Genomic DNA, 19,121 nt, shown 5'->3' with positions numbered 1-19,121 from the left:
CCTTTGCAACGTTATATACATGCAACTATAACGAAATTTACCTCTAAGTACAAGAGGGCAGTGCTTAAATTTGCATCATTGTGTGGTATTTGCTTGGTTTTGCAAAGGAGCGATTAACCGAAGCAATCGTAAAGTCACTTTCGTAAAACTCCCGATAAAAGAGGGTTGCTTCTTTTAAAACATCGAAATGATACCGTTCGGGATGCAGCATATTGGCAATGTGCATCAAGCCTAAAATCCAACGAGGACTACCAAAATCAAAGCAAGGGGCAAGGTGCGTATAGATGCGTTTGTGTTTCGTTGCATTGACAACAATGCCTTGTTTTTCACAATACGCGTAAAACTCATCTAGCGGACAATCCAAAAATGACGAAATAAAAATAACATCAGGATTGAGCTCGTTGAGTTTTTGAGCTGATATTTTTCGTCCGGGTCTTCCTTTTAAACTGAGCGTTTTGTTGACACTAATACCTCCTGCCATCTCTACCAATTGATTTTCAAGACGCTCCTCTTCAAGTGCAAACAGGGGCTTCCCCATCACGTAATAGACGCGTGGTTTGGTTTGTATGTTGGGGAGTTCTTGCGCAATGACAGCAATCTTCTCTCGCATATAGGTTAAAAGCTTTTTGGCAGTATCTTCTCTATGGGTCAGTGTGGCAAGATATTCAATCGTTTTGGCATAATCGTCAAAGTTTTGAATGTTTACATGTAAACGTTTCAGCCCGTCACCTCGTAAAAGTTCTTCCCAACACGTTGTGACATCTTTTTGCTCTGTAACACCCAAAGTTACGAGTGTTCCTTCGACAATTTCTAAGGCTCTGGTGAGTGGATAGCCGCCTTCAAAACCATCTTCATCAAATACTTTTTGACACGGTTCTCCTATGATGGGAAGAAGATGATGGCAGTGTGCGCAGGTGTTATTCTGATAGTTAAGGCTAATCGTTCTTAATTTTGAACCCATTGGACCGTAAAAATCTCTCTCAAAAATCAGTGCACCACATTCAGGACAGTAGGTATTGAGGCATTCCGATCCTGGGGAGTTGAAAAGATAGACATAATCAAGATGTGATATGAGTTTTTTATAAAGCATCTCAGAGGCTAATATGGAAGGCTCAAGGCTAATGCTCGCATCATCAATAGGGATAAACCGCATGATTTGAAGGGGAATCTCTTTAGAGATGTGTGATAAAGTCTCCGCTATCGCTAAGACCTCTTCTTCGTTATCTTTTTTATGAATATATGCTACTTCGACATGAACGCCTTTTCGGTAAAAAAGTTCAATATTGCGCAAAACGGGTTTGTAGCTGTTTGCGCCACAACTTTTGTAGACGTCATTGCACAAACCTTTAAGCCCAATGTTGACAAAATCTAAATGAGGGGCGAGTAGATCAAGAGATTCGGGTGTGAAATAGCCATTGGTGGAACACCCTGTCAACAGACCATACTCTTTGGCAAGGGTGCAAATTTCAAGAAACGTGTAAAACGAGGCGAGGGGATCATTCATTAAAAAGGCGATTCCATCGCATTTTTGCTCTAATGCTTTGTTGATAATTTGCATCGGCGATAACTGTTTAAGCGCTGGGCTTTGTACATTCATCTCTTTGGCAACAACGGTTGAGATGCACCCCAAACAGTCAAAATTACACCCTGTGGTGCTAATTTGCAAAAATTTGGCACGGGGATGAAAATGAAGCACGGGCATCGTCTCAGCAGAGATGGGTGCTACGACAAGATACGAATTAGCAAAGCGTTCTATCATCGTCTCATTTTGGCATTGGTAACGTCCACATGCACCTATGCCGTTGTCTTCCACACGGCATCTTCGTTCGCAAATTGGGCAAATCATAAGGCATTTCCTTCTCTTAAAAAGCTTCTTTAGGAAGCAATCGCTGTTAAAGATCAAAATAGGTTTTAAGCTCTTTATCACTGAGCGAGACACCAAAAAAGAGTTGGTAAAACGCTCTGACTTTTTCTTGAATTTTGTACGGATAACGGGTAGGATAGAGCTTGCTTGCGATCCAGTGTGCGCCAATGATGCGCATAAAAGAAGGCGGACGATCTGTCCAGTTGAAAGGCGATTTTGGAATAAGATAAACATGTTTGGCTTGTACCGCTTTAAGCAACGCCCATTTCTTATCTTCAAAGATTGTTTTGTAAAAGGCAGGACTTTGAACGATAATCACCTCAGGCTCATAACTCAAAACCTGCTCAAAACTAACCTCTTGCATGCCGATGACGCTGTTTTGAACGCATTTATGGACTAAATTTCCCCCTGCAAGCATCAAAGGTTCGGAGTGAAACGAGACATCGCACTCGGTTTGCAAGCCAAAAGAACCTTCGGCATAATAGACTTTGGTACGCTCACTTAGAGGAACGCTTGCCACAAAGGTTTTCAGCTCATCCAAATAGGTTTGAGCCATGGATGCAAGCGCATTGGCGCGCTCCTCTTTGTGCATGACTTTACCAAGATAGCGAAACACTTCAGGATAGTTACGCGAATCATCGATGTTCACTTTCAGTGCAGGAATGTTGATGCGCGCTATATCTTTCGCCGTTTTTTCATTCAGAAGCGGCGTATCCCATGTGATGATCACGTCGGGTTTTGCGGCGATAATGGCTTCAAGGTTGGGTGTGTTATTGCCATGCCAACCGCCTAAAATCGGAAGGCTCATAAAATGTTTGGACAAAAATGTGTCGCCATTGGCGTTATCTTGGTTGGTTTGTGGAAAATTCACACCAATGAGAGGTGCATCATCAATGACGTAAATCATAAAACTAATCGGTGGCGCCGAGCCATAAATACGCGTGATAGGTTCAGGCAACGTGATCGATTTGCCTGAAATATCGACAAAGGTGCGCGCTTCATTGGCAAAAAGCGAAACAAACATCAGTAAAAAAGCAAGAGTAAAACGCATCAGAACTCCTTTTAAAATGCCGCTTTAAGCGATAAAACACCGTTGATACCAGCGTTGTCAGGTAAATACCATGCTGTTGAAGAGATTTTATCGAGGTGTTCACGATACGATTTATCAAAGATATTATTGAGTTCAAAACTGACCACAGCATTTTTAAGAATGCCTAGTTTTGAAAATCCATAACTCATCGAAGCGTTTGTCAAAGAATACCCCGGTGTTGCGATTTCGCCATTGACGCTGGAGATACGGTCTTGATTGTCAACAAAGACTTCTTCGAGTTTCCAACTGAGCCCTTTTGAGCGTTTTTGTGCCAAAGAGAGAGTGAGTTTTTGAGGGGCGATAAAGGCTAAAGGTGTGTCATCATCTTCATTTTGACCGTGTGTGTACAGATACGCCGCTTCCACAAAAAGATCATTCCCTAGTCCATAGCCTGCCATCGCTTCAGCACCGTAAATGATCGCTTCATCTAGGTTGATGTAACGTTTGATAGGAAGTCCACCCGTGGTCAGGTAGCCTGTTTTAACAAGCTCGATGTAATCCGAGTAGCGTTGGTAGTAAAGCGCTGAGGTGTAGTAAAAACGCTCGTATTTACCATCCATGCCTACATCGATGTCCCATACTTTTTCATTTTCAAGCGTTTGATTGGGAATTTGACTTCCATTACTTGGATTATTGCCATACGCTTCGTTAAAATAAGGGGTTCGCTCTGCATTAGAGAGTTTGATATAGGGTACAAAAGCGGGTGAAAATTCATAGCCTGCTTTGGCACTCATGGAGAGAAGATTGTCGCGTTCATCGGTGTTGGTTTTTTGAATCAGTGTATCAAGCGCTTCGGGGATTAGGGAGTCTAGTTTGGTTGTATTGACATTGGAAGTGACGTTGCGTTTGACGTTTTCATAGCCAAGCGCAAGCGTGTAAAATGCCTTATCGAATTTAATATCATCGGCAATTTGAACCCCCATCGTAGTAATATCGCCTCCTTTAATTCCAAAGGCACTGCTCCAATCACCCCATGAATTCGTACTGGTGCTCCATTGTCTCACACCATTGGTGATCTCCATCTTAGAATAAGTCATCGCCAATGAAAGTGTTTGGTGTGCGTCTAGCTCTTTTTTAGCAGAGAGTTTAACACCTCTGGTCTCACTCTCCCTGAAAAGTTCTGTGGCGTAAGGCACCGAAGACTCTTTTTTGGTATTGACATCATAGTGAAGGTCATTGCCAAAGAATTGGAGGTCAATGTCACTGAACCCATTCCATTCGCCTTTTTTAAAGCCAAAAAAGTAGGTTTTGGCATCGTCATCGGGATGATCGGTATAGTACCAAATGCCACTTTGTTGGTAGCGTGAAAGTGGATCGGCAGAGCTGCTTTTATCTTTCATAAAACGACCGTAAATATAGCTGTCATCACCCGTTTTAATGGCTGCGGAAAGGTTGTAATGTGAGGCTTCCGAGTCCGAATGAGGCACTTCATCGCCACTGCCATTTTCGTAAGCATTATACTCATTCACCCCGCCGCTAAAGGAGACATTGAGCCATTGATTATACAGCGTCGTACCAAGCGTTGTCGCATAGCCTGTGGTTGAGAACAGAGAGGTTTTGGCATTGATAAAACTTGATGTTTGAAATTCATCACTCGTGCTAAACTGTGGTTCTTTAAATTTCACGACCACGCCACCGCTCATAGCGCCCATACCAAGCGTCGCACCATTCGCACCTCTGTAAACGTCCACTTCTGCCACATCACTCATATTAAAGAGATTGGTGGCGTCATTATGGGCTGCATTAAGACGCATTCCTTCGATATAAATGGGAACACCTGCAACCGAACGCCCTCTGATGTAAGGCTCCGAGTTGTATTCACCCGCTTTTTTGTAGTTGACAAAAAAGGTATCGCTCAGTGCTTCATTAAGCGTGGACGGCTGAGAAGTTTGATCTTCTAAAAGAAGAGCGGTCTTTGCGTCACTTAAACGAATGGGTGTGGAAGCCTCTTGTTCTCCTTCAACAGCAACGGGCTCTAAGGTAACACTTTGTGCCGCACACGCAGAACACAAACTCATAGCAACGATCCATGAAAGCGAGGTTTTCTTCATTCTAATTTCCTTGAGATTTTGGTTTACATGTAAAGATTATTCAGCATCAAAATAGGAGCGGATACTCTCATATGGGTAGCGCTTGACCATCTCCATACTCGTCCGCCTGTTAATCATACGAATCGAGATGGACTCAACCCAATTCCAAATTTCAGGCAAAAATTCTTTAGGAACGGCGCATTGTTTGAGGGCTTTTCGAAAACTCATCAGCCAAATATCGCGCCCTGTTTCGGTCACTTCAAAGGGAAAATGGCGATCGCGAAGTTTGGGATGCCCTTGCACGCTCGTGTAGAGGTCTTTGCCGCCTAGCATCTGCACAAAAAAGTCTTCGATTTTACTTGTAGCTGCGATAAAATCAGCTTCCTCTTGCGGATAGAGATGCCCGATCTTACTGTGACGCACAAGCTCATGGTGGACTTTGACCACTTCACGAATTTTGGCTTCACCAAGAGCTAAATAGGTTCTATTGGAAGGGAAAAAGACTTCGGGGAAGATCATATCGATCTTGGGGTGTGCACGCCTTGGCGTCTCATCGGCAGTGGGGAAAGGGGCGTTTGTATCGCACTCACTGAATAACTGAACTTTAATTCCATCGATCATGACAGGCATAGTGTCTCCTTAGTGCATTAGAATACGTAATAATTTTTACGCTAATACGTTATATAAATTAAAATATAATGGTAGCAGGAAAAAAAGTGTATGGCAAGAGTAAAAATAGCTGAGGTGTTATTTTATATGCACCAAAATGGTTACTATTTAAGCATTTTAAAAGAGAGGGGAAAGGCGTTCAAGATAGTATCAAACGCCTAAAATAACATTGGAAGCTTTGAAAAAAGCATACGCTTCTTCGTTTATTTTGAGATTAAGTGGCTCAAATGCATCGTTGGTAATGGTCGCTGTGATGGTGCTTTTACTCTCCAATTCCAGCGTCACTTCGGTGTTGGATGTGTCACTGAGGATTTGGATGATTGTGCCTTTGAGGAGGTTTTCACACGCAATAGTCGGTTTTGTTTTTGAAAGAAGCACAGAGCTTGCTTTGATGATCGCAATGGCACTCTCTCCAAGATGAAGACCAAGCTCTTGGTAACTGTTTTTGGTAATACTGGAATAAATTTTATCAGCAGCTTTGATAGTCAGCTCAATCGCAACATTGACGGCATCTTCGCTAATCGCGCTGATAGTTCCGATAAGTTGGTTGCGCGCACTCAGTTTCAATGAGAGTCGGCTTAGGGTTTGAACGATGGTAAGCAGGTCGTCACTGTTGGCAAAAAGATCTAAAAATTGCTGATGTTTAGCTTGCAAGTTATGAAATGCCGCGATAACCTCTTCGCCTTTTGGGGTGATAATCGTCCCACCACCACCTTTGCCGCCACTTGTTTTTAGCACCAAAGGAATCTCTGAGAGATTGTTCATGGCATCTACCGAATCCCATGCGGCTTTGTAACTCATCTTCATGGCTTTGGCGGCTGCGTGGATTGAGCCAAACTCTCGAATGTTCTCTAAAAGCTCAATGCGCCCTTTGCCAAGAAAATTTTTATCGCTTTTTTTCATCCAAAGTCGTGCTTCTAACATGGGTGTCCTCTGTATCCTAGGAAGGAGTAATTTAAAAATAAGTATAGCACAAAAGTCGTGTGAAGCGCTTTTGGAAAGCCTTTTAGAAAAGGGATTGCTTATTTTTTAAACACTTAAGTAGGTGGTGGGTGTATACTTTACCGTTGTATTGTCATATATATTACGTTATAATGGTCTCGTTTCTTGTTGTCAGCTCTTTTTCGCTCAACCGTTATTTATGTGCAGTACATATCGGTTGAGCCTAAAGGGTTTTGGAAATGGCTATTTTAAGGAGAAGAGATGTTGAGTGAAAAACTTTTATCGTTTGCCCTGTTAGGGATCGACCCTGTACTGTGGGTGTTGGTCACCATGAGTGTGATAGCGGTTGGGGTGATGATAGAGCGTCTTTTAGCGTTTAGTGTGATTGAAAAAAAGTATCAAAATATGGATTATTATACGTTGCGTCTTAGCCTTGAGGCGCGTTTGGGCATTTTAGCTACCTTTGGCAATAATGCCCCTTTTATAGGACTTTTTGGAACCGTTTTGGGCATTATCCAAGCGTTTCATACGATTGGTGCTTCTAATGCGTTTGATGTGCAACCTATTATGCAAGGTATCTCTGAAGCGTTGATCGCCACTGCGACGGGGCTTTTTGTCGCGATTCCTTGCGTTATCGCGTACAACTATTTCATCAGACGGGTCAAAGTCATTTTAACATACAAAGAAGCGCAGCTCGATGAAGCGTAAATTTGTGTATGAGAGCGATATTGCCGAGATCAATATGACCCCTTTTGTGGACATTGTACTGGTCATCTTGGTCATTTTTATGGTCACGGCTACCTTTGTGACCCAAGGTAAAATTCCGCTCACTCTTCCCCAAGCCTCCAATGCTGAAAACCGCAAAGATGAGCAAAAACCGATTACACTTTCATTGAGCGAATCAGGTGAGCTTTATTATGATGATGTAGCGGTTTCGCTCGAAGATTTGGATGCCAAAATCGCCCAGATCAGTGCGTCTGAGCCTCATATTTTACTGCGAAGTGACGCGAAAACACCGTTTGAATATGTGGTCAAAGTGATCGATCTGTGCAAAAAACACCGCATCAGCACCTTTGCGATTCAGACAACAAAGGGTGGCGCGTGAAAGCATCGCATTTTTTCGCCGCTTCATTTGGAACACTCTTTTTACATGTAATGATTGCGTATGCGCTTTTTATGGGAAGTATGATGATACCAAAGCCTGCTATGCGCGAGTTTATCGTCACGCAAGTGAGTTTTTTGGATGAGCCAAAACCTATGCCTGTAACGGAAGAAATCAAACACGATGTAACGCCACCACCAGAGCCAATCGTAGCGAAAAAGCCTGAAAAAAAAGTACCAAAAGAGATCGTTAAAACCGTGCCAACGCCAAAACAGGTTGTCACATCTACTCCTTCGCCTGAGCCTTTTGTCGAACAACGTGTCGAAGCAGTAGCACCTGCAAAAGCACAAGAACAAGCGATTAGCGCACCTGCTGCGCGCCAAAGCGACGATCTGCTCTCCATCTATCTTGCCAAAGTGAGGCAAAAAATCCAAGAGAGTCTTCGTTACCCTTCCATGGCTAAAAAGATGGGCGTGGAGGGCGAGGCGGTCGTACAATTTTTGATTCATGCCAATGGAACGGTTGATGCCTCGTCTATTAAGATTGCAAAGTCCAGTGGCAAAGTGGTTTTAGATCGTAATGCCATCGATGCCGTTTTGGATGCGACTCCGTTTGAGTTTCCACCCAAAGAGGCGTTAGAGATCGCAATTCCCGTTGTTTTTAAGCTCAAATCTTAAGGAAATTTCATGTGCAATGGTCATCATTTTCTTCATAAACCTTCAGTCGCTAAAAAGAGCGAAAGCCTTCAATGGAGCCCTATCAACTTAAAAGCGCCGCTGCCTTCGATTATTTTGCCAAAACCTGACTTTTTAGCAAAAATAGGTGCAGAAACGATTCATAAAATTGTGTTGCATCATCACCGCTTGCTTCAAAAAAGCGCTGTTGCGCAGATGTACCCGAGTGATGAGGCTCATTTTATGGAAGGCGTGACCAAAGCGAGCCATTTTCTTATTCAAGCGTTGGGTGGTGAAAAAACCTATACGTTTAGTTACGGTCCACCTTCTTTGTGTCGCACGCATGCCCCTTTTGCCATCGATGATGAGGCAAGGGTTGTGTGGTTGATGGCGTATAAACAGACCCTGCACGATCTTGATTTTCCCAAAGAGTTGATCGGGGAGTTTTGGAACTGGATCGAGCCTTTTTCGATGCGAATGGTCAACCGCCGAAGCACAAGCGTACCGATGAAACGTTTTTTGTATGAAGACATGAAAGAGGAGTTTGGCATTCTATGAAATGGGGAATTTTTTGCCTTTTTGAGCGCTTTAATGTCAATGCCAACCAAGCGATTGAAAATCAGCTCAAGTTGATCGAGCTTGCCGATGCGATGCGTTTTGATGAAATCTGGGTGGGTGAACATCACTTTAACGACTTTAGCATCTGCCCATCACCCACGTTACTCTTAGCGTATGTCGCGGCAAGAACAAAGTACGCAAGGCTTGGCTGTGCAGGGTTTTTAGCCCCTTTTTACGATGCAATTCGTTTAGCAGAAGAGGTTGCGACGCTGGATCATCTCACCAAAGGACGGATGAATTTAGGCTTTGCCAAAGGCGCGTTTGCGCCCGATTCTAAGCATTTCAATGTCACTGTTGAAAATCTTCGTCCAATGATGTTTGAGTGTGTGGACGCGGTAACGCAGCTTTTACATGTAAACGAAAATCCCGTGGGTTTTAAGGGTGAATACATCAATTTTGCAGAAGTAGATATCGAGCCCAAACCATTTCAAACCGCTATACCAACGTACATCGCAACCTTTGCCTCGGATGAAACCATTGCGTTTGCTGCCCAAAAAGGGTTTGGACTGATGCTCTCGCAAGGGGTTGATTTAGACGAGTGCGAACGGGTGAGCCACGCGTACGAAACGATCGCTGGGTTTAAGCCACAGATCGTGCTGTTACGTACGTTTTATGTTGCCCCTAGCATCGAAGAGGCAGTGTATAAAGCACGTCCTGCGATTGACCATTTTGCCAAGTCGATGCGTGCCGCTTCTTCGTTTCACAAATCACCTCATTTCAATAAAACCCATTATGAAAAACTGATCGTGGAGCGCAACACCTTTTTTGATGGGCAGAAGTTTTTTGACTGTGGCATCATTGGCGATGCTAAAACGTGTATTGAAAAAATCAAAGCCATTCAAGCACGTTTGAGCCACGTCACGATAACGCTCAAACCGCTTGGGGTTGATCTGCTTGAAAATGTGAGTTTATTGCGAACCTTTAATGAAAAAGTGCGACCGTATTGCGAAGTAACAAAGGAATTGGTATGAAAAAAATCATTTTAGTACTTTTGGGGTTACTCGTAAGTTTGAGTGCTCGTGAGATCGTCGATATGGGCGGTAAAAAAGTTGAAATCCCTGATGTCATCACCAAAGTATTTGGGACTTCACCACCATCAACGTATATGATCTATACGATTGATGCTTCTTTGATCGTAGGGCTGAACTTTAACCATGCGCGTGGCAATAACGAATCCTCCAATATGCTCGATCCTCGTTTTATGGCACTTCCCGTTGTGGGAGGTCTTCAAGGAGGAGGGAACAGTATGAACAGGGAAACCTTGCTCTCGTTGCATCCCGATGTGGTCTTTTTATGGAATAACGATGCTTCGAGTCAGTTAGCGCAGTACCTGTTTGAGAGCAGCAAGATACCTAGTATAAATGTGGATTTAGAGAGTGTTGAGAGTCTGTCCAAAGCCTACCTTTTCTTTGGCGAAGTTTTAAACAGGCAAGCTCGTGCGAAAGTGCTTTCAGACTATGCCAGTGCCGTACTGGAAAAAACCAAAAGGGTTGTGCAACAAAACGCGACAAAACGCCCTGTTGTCTATTATGCTGAGGGTGCAGATGGGCTTGCAACCGAGTGTGACCAGTCATTTCACTACGAAGCGATCAAATTTACAGGGGGGATTAATCCGCATCTCTGCCCGACCAAAAGCGGACTTGGGCTTGAAAAGGTCTCTTTAGAACAAGTTATTTTATACAATCCCGATGTCATCATCGCGCAAGAGAGAGAATTTTTTGAGAAAGTCAAAAGCGATGCGAGGTGGAATTCCATCAAAGCGGTTCATGAGGGCAAAATCTTTCTCGTACCTAAAGTGCCGTTTAACTGGATCGATCGACCGCCTTCGTTTATGCGGCTTTTGGGCGTGCGATGGCTGACGCATATCTTTTACAATACGCCCAATTCGGAGCAATTTGCGCAAGAGATGCGTGAGTTTTACAAACTCTTTTTGAACATTGATCTAACCGATGAGCATATCCATCACATCTCGGGCGTGCTATGAAAAACTCGTTTCTTTTTGGCATGATGGCTGTATTGCTTGGGTTAAGTTTGCTCATTTCCCTAGCCCTTGGTCGCTATGAGATCGACCTTAGCACGCTTACGCAACTGCTGTTATGGAAACTGCTGAACATTGGCACGGCTCCCAATGAGGTAATGCTGCTTTCCAACATTGTCTTTGACATTCGCTTACCACGCATTTTAGCGGTCATTTTAGTCGGCGCAGCACTCTCGGTTTCGGGTGGTGCGTTTCAAGCGATGTTTGTCAACCCTCTAGTTTCGCCTGGTATTTTGGGCGTGCTTGCCGGTGCTTCGTTTGGCGCAGCACTTGGCATTATGATCTCTGAGAGTTGGTTTGGGGTGCAACTTTTTTCCTTTGCTTTTGGGTTTGTAGCCGTTTTAGTCGCCCTTGGTGTGGCGAAGATTTATGGCAGAAGCGGCTCGCAGACGATTCTTTTAGTCCTTGGTGGCGTCATCTCCAGCTCGCTTTTCTCTGCACTGCTTTCAACGGTGAAGTATGTCGCCGACCCGTACAACAAACTTCCGACGATTGTTTATTGGTTGATGGGCTCTTTCAGCGCGGTCGATATGAAAACACTCTCTGGCGTTGCCATTCCTCTGATTTTTAGCACCATTGCGCTCTCTTTAATGGGCAAATACCTCAATGTTTTAAGTCTGGGCGATGAAGATGCGAAGGCGCTGGGAGTGCGTGTGGTGTGGGTGCGCAACAGTGCAATTTTACTCGCTACTTTGCTGAGTACGCTCACCGTTGTCGTTGCTGGAATGATCGGCTGGGTGGGGCTTATCATACCGCATATTGCGCGCTTTTTAGTGGGAGCAGATAACCGCGTTCTGCTTCCGATGTGCGCACTTTTGGGAGCGACCTTTCTCATCATCGTCGATACCTTGTGCCGTACGTCGATGAGCGTGGAGATTCCCATCGGTATTGCGACTTCGCTTATTGGTATTCCTATCTTTGTTTTTGCGTTGAAAAATGCGAAAAAAGGGTTTGCATGAGTTTTTACAGCGCTGAAAATCTTTATTTTTCCTACAACAGCACGCCGATTTTGCAAGGGGTGGATCTTCACATTGATGAGGGTTCCATCGTCTCACTTCTAGGACCCAATGGCACGGGAAAAAGTACGCTGATGAAGCTTTTTTTAGGACTTTTAAGCCCCAAAAGTGGCGAAGTGTTTTTAAAAGGCAAAACATTACAGAGCTATTCCATTAAAGAACGCGCTTTACATGTAAGCTATGTTCCGCAAAGTACGCAAGTTGCGTTTGCGTTTTGCGCACTCGACATTGTCGTTATGGGGCGCATCGCTTTTGAGTCATGGTTTCAAAAACCAAGTAAAACAGACAGGGATTTAGCGCGTGTGGCGATGGAGCGACTGGGCATTGGGCATCTGGAAAAGCGCACTTTTCAAACGCTGAGTGGCGGTGAAAAACAGCTGGTTTTAATCGCTCGTTCCTTGGCGCAAGGGGCAAAAATCTTGGTCATGGATGAGCCCGTTTCGGGGCTCGATTATGGCAATCAACTGCGCCTTTTGGAGACAATTATGAAGCTCTCCAAAGAGGGCTACACCTTTTTAAAATCAACCCATTTTCCTGAACATGCGCTGATGCTAGGCGGTTACACTTATGCGCTGAAAAACGGGCATATCTTGGCTCATGGGCTTACATGTAAAACGATTACGCAGGAGCTTATTAACGAGCTTTACCACACAAACATCGAGCTTAAACAGACGGTTTGCGGCTATCCTGTCTGCATTCCTTCTTTTGTTCATTCCACTAAAGTGTAGGAGGTCGGTCGGATTTTTTGAAAAGTTAGAGATAGCGTTGTATAAAATAAAATATTATGTCTTGGTAAACATACAAAAGGAGAAAAAATGAAATTTAAAATTGGCGTGGCGCTCTCGTTGATCACAGCATCCGTGTTGATGGGTGAGACGTATGAATTAGGAAAAATCGAGGTAACGTCGGAGAAAGATATCAGTCAAAATCCGAGCGTTGAGGTGGTGTCAACGGAAACAATTAAAGAGAGCGAAGCAAAAACCGTTGTTGAAGCGCTTCAAAGTGTACCGAGTGTTTATGCGGATTATACAGGGGCTCGAGGTGAGTCAAAAGTGCGTGTGCGTGGCTTTTCGAGTACACGCGTGCCTATTTATATCGACGGTATTCCCATTTACGTTCCGTATGATCACAATATCGATTTGGCGCGGTTCAAAACCTATGATATTGGCGAAATAGACGTTTCCAAAGGGTATGTTTCTCCGATGTACGGGGCGAATACAATGGGTGGGGCAATTAACCTTATTACTAAAAAACCGACCAAAGAGCTTGAGGGCGAAGTTGGAGCTGGCGTATTTAGTGGCAATGGCTATGAAGAGTATGCAACCATCGGAACAAAGCAAGAGCTTTACTACGGCTTACTCTCCGTTTCAAATATGCAAAGAGACTATTATAAACTTCCAAGCGATTACGATTCAGCGGGGCATCAAGAAGGGCGCAAACGTTCCAATTCAGAGTACGGCGATAAAAAAATAAACATCAAAGTCGGCTATACGCCCAATTTGACAGATGAATATTCACTCAATTATATCGCTCAACGTGGTGAAAAAGAGCAACCGTGGTTTGCGATGGCGCAAGGTACTACGAATAACACTGCCTATAATCGCAACTGGGATTGGAAAGACTGGGATAAGACAAGTTATTATTTGATTACCAAAACGGCTATTGGGGAACATTATCTTAAAACGCGTTTGTATTACGATGAGTTTTACAACAAAATTCTTTTTAAAGGAACACCACAATCTGGGGCGCAAGATGTTGTGAGCGAGATTTCAGAATACGATGATAATACCTTTGGTGGCATTGTCGAAGGGGATATTAAAATCGCTGATAACCATCTTTTAAAACTTTCTGTTTCCCAAAAATATGATAACCATAAAGACATCAGCTCAAAATCTCCTAATGCAGATCTTAAAGATGAGAGTAAAACGTTGTCGTTAGGCGCTGAATATTCATGGCAACTCACTGACGCATTGACGTGGACATTAGGTGGTAGTTACGATAAAAATGAGATTACCAAAGCGGAGTATCGTAACAGTGCAGGAACACTCATCGCTGGAGAGTTCCCCAAATATGACTCCGATGCGTTCAATCCTCAAACCATTCTGACGTTTCATGCGACGACAGATCTGATGTTTTATGGAAGTGTCTCTCAAAAGAGCAATATGCCAACACTGAAAGATCGTTACTCCTCAAAATTTGGAGATTATATTCTCAATCCTAGCTTGGATGCAGAACGTTCTACGACGTATGAAGTCGGCACTGACTGGGCATTTGTGGACGATCATCATGCTAAAGTAGCGCTTTTTTACACGAAAACAAAAGATTATATTGCTTCAGTGAGTGGTTTAACCAATACGGATGCAACACTGGGTTGTACCGGTACAAACTGTAAACAGATGCAAAATTTCGATCAAGAAGAGCATAAAGGTGTTGAAGTTACCTTTGATTCGCTGTGGAGCAGTCAGCTTAAAAGTACACTCTCTTACACCTATATTGACGCAGAAATTGAAGACAGTAAAACGGCAAATGCACAGTACACGACCGATACACCCAAACACAGCTATTATGCAAGTATGACCTATTCGCCGATTCATTCGATTGATATTACCCCTATCCTTCGACATGAAGGTGAGCGTTATTCTAATGTAACAGGGAGTGAAAAGAGCAGCTCCTATACAGTGGCAGACATACGAGTTGCGTATAGGCCTGTAAAAGCACTTGAGCTTGCTGTTGGTATTAAAAATCTCTTTGATGAGCTATATTACTACAATAATGGCTATGTTCAAGAGGGTCGAAACTATTACGCGAATGTGCGTTATAGCTTCTAAAACGCTTTACATGTAAAGCAGTTCAGAGAGCTTTAATGTTCTCTGAACTATACTTTGACATCCGCTTTAACTCTCCGAGTAATATGCTTAATTTGCATATTTAAGTTACTTTTAAGTTTTTACACTACTCTTTTTAACCCATTCTCACCTAAGCAAATCTGTGGTAAATTTTCTAAAAATCGGTCAACAACTGTTTACTGATATGAGACAACGAAGCGTAAAAAAAGGGCAATGTTTCCACCAAGATCCCGTGTTTATCCCTTGTTTTCAAGCTTTTTAAGTCATTTATGCTGAACAAGACTCTTTTGGTCTAGTTTAGTTGACTTTAAGAAATGAGGAACAAAGAAATGATAAATAAAGAATCGGTTAATAAAGCTCGCTCACTCTACTATGGCTTTTTGAGCAAAATGTTTGTTTTTACAACACATGCGGATCGCTATTTAGGAATTAATGAAGCACTTCGTGTGATGATCCAAAATCCTATTGATGAAAATTCAGGCGAAGCGCTCAAAGAAATTCAAGCTTTTTTAAACACCTGTGGGCAAACTGCCTTGATTCAAGAGTACGATGACATCTTCCACAACCCTGCCTACAAAGTCGTTCGCAATACCGCTTCGTACTATGACGAAGGCGTTGAGAGCGGTCACCAACGACTGGCTGTTAAAAATTTCTTAGCCAAAACCAAAATCAGACGCGATGAAGCGAATTTCAAAGAGAATGAAGACAGCGTTGGATTTATCTTTACCTTTATGCACGAACTGATCGAGCTCATTATGCAAGGAGGGAAAGAGTATGAAACTATCCAACATTGCCTTTTTGTCGAAGTGATTAATCCGTTCATGGATGAGTTTGTCATCAACGTTTACGAACACCCGATGTCTAAAGCGTATCAGTCTGTCGCAATTGTTTTAAACGCGTTTATGGCGTTTGAGCGCATGTACTTTGAGGAGGCAAAACCACCTTTCAAAGAAAAAATTAGAGTTCAAAAACCTGTGGAAGTTATCTCAGGGGCAGAGGCAAAAAGACGTGCGGAAAATAAAGCTAAAAAGATGGCAGGGCTTGAAGCAAAAGTGGAGCGTGCCATTCGCTAGCAACTTAAGAGGTTGCTCAAGAAAATTTTGGTTTTTTTGAGCAATCTCTTGTAAAAGAGATTTAACCCTTTTAGGAGGCTAATATGAACGAAAGTAGACGTGGCTTTGTTGCAAAAGCGGCTCTTGTCGGTGCTGTCGCTGCCGTTGGCGTCGTTGGTGCACAAGCAAGTTCTTCTGGAACAAAAGGTTCAAATGGCGTTGTTGTAGGTAAATCGAATAAAAAAGAGATTACGTACAAGAAAACACAAGCATGGGAAGATTATTACAAATCTGCCCTATAAACGAGGAGGCATAACGTTATGGAAAAAACAACAGAACGTGCTTTAAGTACGACTGTCGGTCGTAGATCATTCCTCAAAATGGCAGCCGTTGCGAGCGTCTTTGGCGCAACTTCGGGTTTTGCTGGTGAGAATGTGACACGCGCCGCAACAGAGGAAGAGGTTAAAAACCCATTCCCAGGATCTAAGAAAGTTAAAACTATCTGTACATCATGCTCCGTTGGATGTGGTGTGATCGCAGAAGTTCAAAACGGCGTATGGGTTCGTCAAGAAGTTGCTCAAGACCACCCAATCAGCCTTGGCGGACACTGCTGTAAAGGTGCTGATATGATCGATATGGTCAGATCAGAAGTACGCCTCAAATACCCAATGGTTAAAGAAAATGGTCAATGGAAACGTCTCAGTTGGGATGATGCACTTAACCGCATTGCAACCAAATTGGCAGATCTTAAGAAAAAAGATGGAGCAGATTCTGTTCAATTTTTAGGCTCCGCAAAAATGGGTAATGAGCAAGCGTATTATTTTAGAAAATTCGCTGCATTTTACGGAACCAATAACACAGATCATCAAGCAAGAATCTGACACTCTTCCACAGTCGCCGGTGTGGCGAACACATTTGGATATGGTGCTATGACAAACTCCCTTGGAGATATTCAGAAGTCTAAAGCAATTATTATTTTTGGCGCAAATCCAGCGGTAAACCACCCTGTTGGTTTCCAACATTTCTTAAAAGCAAAAGAGAGAAATAACTCTCAATTAATCGTTATTGATCCACGTTTTACCAAAACAGCGGCTAAAGCAGATATTTTTGCGCAAATTCGCCCTGGTACTGACATTCCATTTATGTATGGAATGCTTAATATCATCTTCAAAAATGGTTGGGAAGATAAAGAGTATATTCATGACCGAGTTTTTGGTATGGAAAAAATTAGAGAAGAAGCTGCCAAGTGGACACCAGAACTTGTTGCGGATGTCACTGGAATTGCAGCAGATAAACTCATTCAAATTACAACGATTTATGCAAAAAATCGCCCTGGTACATTAATCTGGGCTATGGGTCTAACACAACACACTATTGGTACGAGTAATACACGTATGGCTCCGATTCTTCAGCTTGCACTTGGAAACATGGGTAAAGCGGGTGGCGGTACAAACATTCTAAGAGGTCACGACAACGTTCAAGGTGCGACTGATATGGGATGTCTTGCAGACTCACTTCCAGGTTACTATGGTCTAGCAGCGGGTTCATGGAAATACTTTGCAAAACAGTGGGGCGTAGAGTATGACTACATCGCTTCTCAGTTTAAAGATCCTTCATGGATGGAAAAAAATGGCTTTACTTTGGCACGTTGGTGGGCAGGTGTTGCCGGTGTTAAAAGTGATGATAAAATCGAAAATGCAGGCACAACCCTAAAAGCCCTCATTGTTATGGGAAATGGTATCACCTCTGTTGCTCAACAAGCAAAAATCAAAGAGGGTCTTGATAATTTAGAGATGATCGTTTTGGCTGATCCATTCGTCAACGAAGCGGCGATCTTGACCGATAAAAAAGACAACGTCTTTATCCTTCCAGCGGCTACGCAATTTGAGACCAGTGGTCTTGTGGTTGCAACCAATAGAAGTGCGCAGTGGCGTTACAAAGTCGTTGAACCATTGTATGAGAGTAAAGCGGATCAAGACATCATGTTTGAACTTGCAAAGCGTTTAGGTTTCTATGAGCAATATACCAAAGGTATGTTGATGCAAGAGACAGCAGACGGTAAGTTAGAGATGATTCCTGAGAAAAAAGCATTCCAATGGCCAGAAGATGCGACCAATGAAATTGCGCGTATCATCAAAACCATCGGATTAACCGGTTGGACGGCTGAGCGCGTTAAAAAACATACTGACAACTGGCATATGTTTGATGAAGTAACGGGTGCGGGAATGGGACCAATGAAGGGCGAATATTATGGACTTCCATGGCCGTGTTGGACGAAAACGCACGGTGGTTCACCAAACCTTTACGATACCAGCATTCCTGTTAGTGCAGGCGGTATGGGCTTTAGAAATAACTTCGGTTTGGAAAAAGACGGTGTGAACCTCTTGGCAGAACAAGGCTCTTTCCCTAAAGGCTCAAAAATTGAGACGGGTTACCCTGAGATCAGCAAAGAGAACATCGAAAAAGTGCTTGGGATTACATTAACGGATGCAGAAAAAGCGGCATGTGGCGCAAACTGGAAAGTTGATAACAGCAACATTTTAGTTCAAAAGTGTATGGAAGCGGGCGTTTGTCCTTATGGTAACGCGAAAGCAAGAGCGATTGTTTGGAACTTCCCAGACCATATCCCAATGCACCGTGAACCACTCCACTCACCACGAACGGATTTGACGCTCAAATACCCAGCGTATCCGGATAAAGCAAATCACTTCCGTGTTATGACGAAGTATATTTCTGTTCAAAGTGCGCAAGATTATGCGAAAGATTTCCCAATCAACATGGTGACAGGTCGTTTGGTCACGATGAACGGTGCGGGTATCGAAAATAGAGCGTCGAAGTACATTGCAGCCTTAACACCTGAGATGTTTTGTGATATTCACCCCGATTTAGCGCTTAAACATGATATTAAAAACGGTGCGATGATGTGGGTACACTCACCAGAAGGTACCAAAATCAAAGTGAAAGCGAAGTATTCTCGTAGTGTCCTTCCCGATATGGTCTTTATGCCATTCCACTTTGCAGGATATTTTCAAGGAACAGATAGAACGGGTAATTTCCCAGCAGGAACGAAACCGTATGCAAGCGGCGAGAGTGTCAACACCGTCACGAACTACGGGTATGACATCATTACTCAGATTCCTGAAACTAAGGGCGGCTTGTGTCGCATCGAAAAAGCGTAGG

General features: G+C 43.3%; 17 protein-coding genes. 12 read left to right on the top strand and 5 right to left on the bottom strand.

Annotated features, from left to right (window positions below):
* Positions 1-64 precede the first annotated feature (64 nt).
* The 5 genes from SHALO_RS13405 to SHALO_RS13385 all read right to left on the bottom strand — a co-directional run bounded on the left by SHALO_RS13405 (position 65) and on the right by SHALO_RS13385 (position 6,577).
* Positions 65-1,846, bottom strand: a complete 1,782-nt coding sequence (locus SHALO_RS13405) for a radical SAM protein (RefSeq protein WP_069478966.1) — start codon at positions 1,844-1,846, stop codon at positions 65-67.
* A gap of 46 nt (positions 1,847-1,892) precedes the next feature.
* Positions 1,893-2,915, bottom strand: coding sequence for an ABC transporter substrate-binding protein (locus SHALO_RS13400; RefSeq protein ID WP_069478965.1), 1,023 nt, complete (start codon positions 2,913-2,915; stop codon positions 1,893-1,895).
* An 11-nt stretch (positions 2,916-2,926) separates the two neighbouring features.
* On the bottom strand, positions 2,927-5,005 hold the full coding sequence (locus SHALO_RS13395; protein ID WP_069478964.1) for a TonB-dependent receptor: 2,079 nt from the start codon (positions 5,003-5,005) through the stop codon (positions 2,927-2,929).
* A 36-nt stretch (positions 5,006-5,041) separates the two neighbouring features.
* Positions 5,042-5,614 carry a globin domain-containing protein gene (locus SHALO_RS13390; RefSeq protein ID WP_069478963.1) on the bottom strand — a complete coding sequence of 191 codons (573 nt, stop codon included), beginning with the start codon at positions 5,612-5,614 and terminating at the stop codon, positions 5,042-5,044.
* A 189-nt stretch (positions 5,615-5,803) separates the two neighbouring features.
* Entirely contained in the window at positions 5,804-6,577 is a 774-nt protein-coding gene (locus SHALO_RS13385) for a TOBE domain-containing protein (protein ID WP_069478962.1), read from the bottom strand.
* A gap of 279 nt (positions 6,578-6,856) precedes the next feature.
* Here SHALO_RS13385 and SHALO_RS13380 point away from each other — a divergent pair, with 279 nt between their 5' ends.
* From SHALO_RS13380 to SHALO_RS13320, 12 genes are all read left to right on the top strand, one after another.
* A complete protein-coding gene (locus tag SHALO_RS13380) occupies positions 6,857-7,303 on the top strand; it encodes a MotA/TolQ/ExbB proton channel family protein (RefSeq protein WP_069478961.1) in 447 nt (148 codons plus the stop codon).
* Positions 7,293-7,700 (top strand): ExbD/TolR family protein, encoded by a 408-nt coding sequence (locus SHALO_RS13375; RefSeq protein WP_069478960.1) that lies wholly within the window; start codon positions 7,293-7,295, stop codon positions 7,698-7,700. The genes SHALO_RS13380 and SHALO_RS13375 overlap by 11 nt, the downstream gene beginning before the upstream one ends.
* Complete coding sequence (locus SHALO_RS13370; protein ID WP_069478959.1) at positions 7,697-8,374, top strand: energy transducer TonB; 678 nt, start codon at positions 7,697-7,699, stop codon at positions 8,372-8,374. Before SHALO_RS13375 ends, SHALO_RS13370 begins: the two co-directional genes overlap by 4 nt.
* Before the next feature lie 9 nt (positions 8,375-8,383).
* On the top strand, positions 8,384-8,929 hold the full coding sequence (locus SHALO_RS13365) for a globin domain-containing protein (protein WP_069478958.1): 546 nt from the start codon (positions 8,384-8,386) through the stop codon (positions 8,927-8,929).
* Positions 8,926-9,960 (top strand): LLM class flavin-dependent oxidoreductase, encoded by a 1,035-nt coding sequence (locus SHALO_RS13360; RefSeq protein WP_069478957.1) that lies wholly within the window; start codon positions 8,926-8,928, stop codon positions 9,958-9,960. The genes SHALO_RS13365 and SHALO_RS13360 overlap by 4 nt, the downstream gene beginning before the upstream one ends.
* Positions 9,957-10,973 (top strand): ABC transporter substrate-binding protein, encoded by a 1,017-nt coding sequence (locus tag SHALO_RS13355; RefSeq protein ID WP_069478956.1) that lies wholly within the window; start codon positions 9,957-9,959, stop codon positions 10,971-10,973. Before SHALO_RS13360 ends, SHALO_RS13355 begins: the two co-directional genes overlap by 4 nt.
* Entirely contained in the window at positions 10,970-11,986 is a 1,017-nt protein-coding gene (locus SHALO_RS13350) for a FecCD family ABC transporter permease (protein WP_069478955.1), read from the top strand. Before SHALO_RS13355 ends, SHALO_RS13350 begins: the two co-directional genes overlap by 4 nt.
* Positions 11,983-12,771, top strand: coding sequence for an ABC transporter ATP-binding protein (locus SHALO_RS13345; protein WP_069478954.1), 789 nt, complete (start codon positions 11,983-11,985; stop codon positions 12,769-12,771). Before SHALO_RS13350 ends, SHALO_RS13345 begins: the two co-directional genes overlap by 4 nt.
* An 87-nt stretch (positions 12,772-12,858) precedes the next feature.
* On the top strand, positions 12,859-14,871 hold the full coding sequence (locus SHALO_RS13340; protein WP_069478953.1) for a TonB-dependent receptor plug domain-containing protein: 2,013 nt from the start codon (positions 12,859-12,861) through the stop codon (positions 14,869-14,871).
* 347 nt (positions 14,872-15,218) lie between these two features.
* Positions 15,219-15,962: a TorD/DmsD family molecular chaperone gene (locus SHALO_RS13335; RefSeq protein WP_069478952.1), complete on the top strand. Its 744-nt coding sequence runs from the start codon at positions 15,219-15,221 to the stop codon at positions 15,960-15,962.
* Positions 15,963-16,045: 83 nt separating this feature from the next.
* Positions 16,046-16,243 (top strand): twin-arginine translocation signal domain-containing protein, encoded by a 198-nt coding sequence (locus SHALO_RS13330; RefSeq protein ID WP_025345941.1) that lies wholly within the window; start codon positions 16,046-16,048, stop codon positions 16,241-16,243.
* An 18-nt stretch (positions 16,244-16,261) separates the two neighbouring features.
* Positions 16,262-19,120, top strand: a complete 2,859-nt coding sequence (locus tag SHALO_RS13320) for a formate dehydrogenase subunit alpha (RefSeq protein WP_084010955.1) — start codon at positions 16,262-16,264, stop codon at positions 19,118-19,120.
* The last annotated feature ends 1 nt before the right edge of the window (position 19,121 follow it).

This window comes from Sulfurospirillum halorespirans DSM 13726, assembly GCF_001723605.1.
GTDB lineage: Bacteria > Campylobacterota > Campylobacteria > Campylobacterales > Sulfurospirillaceae > Sulfurospirillum > Sulfurospirillum halorespirans.
The sequence above is the reverse complement of the archived record's forward strand: the minus strand, read 5'-3'. Positions and strand labels throughout refer to the sequence as shown.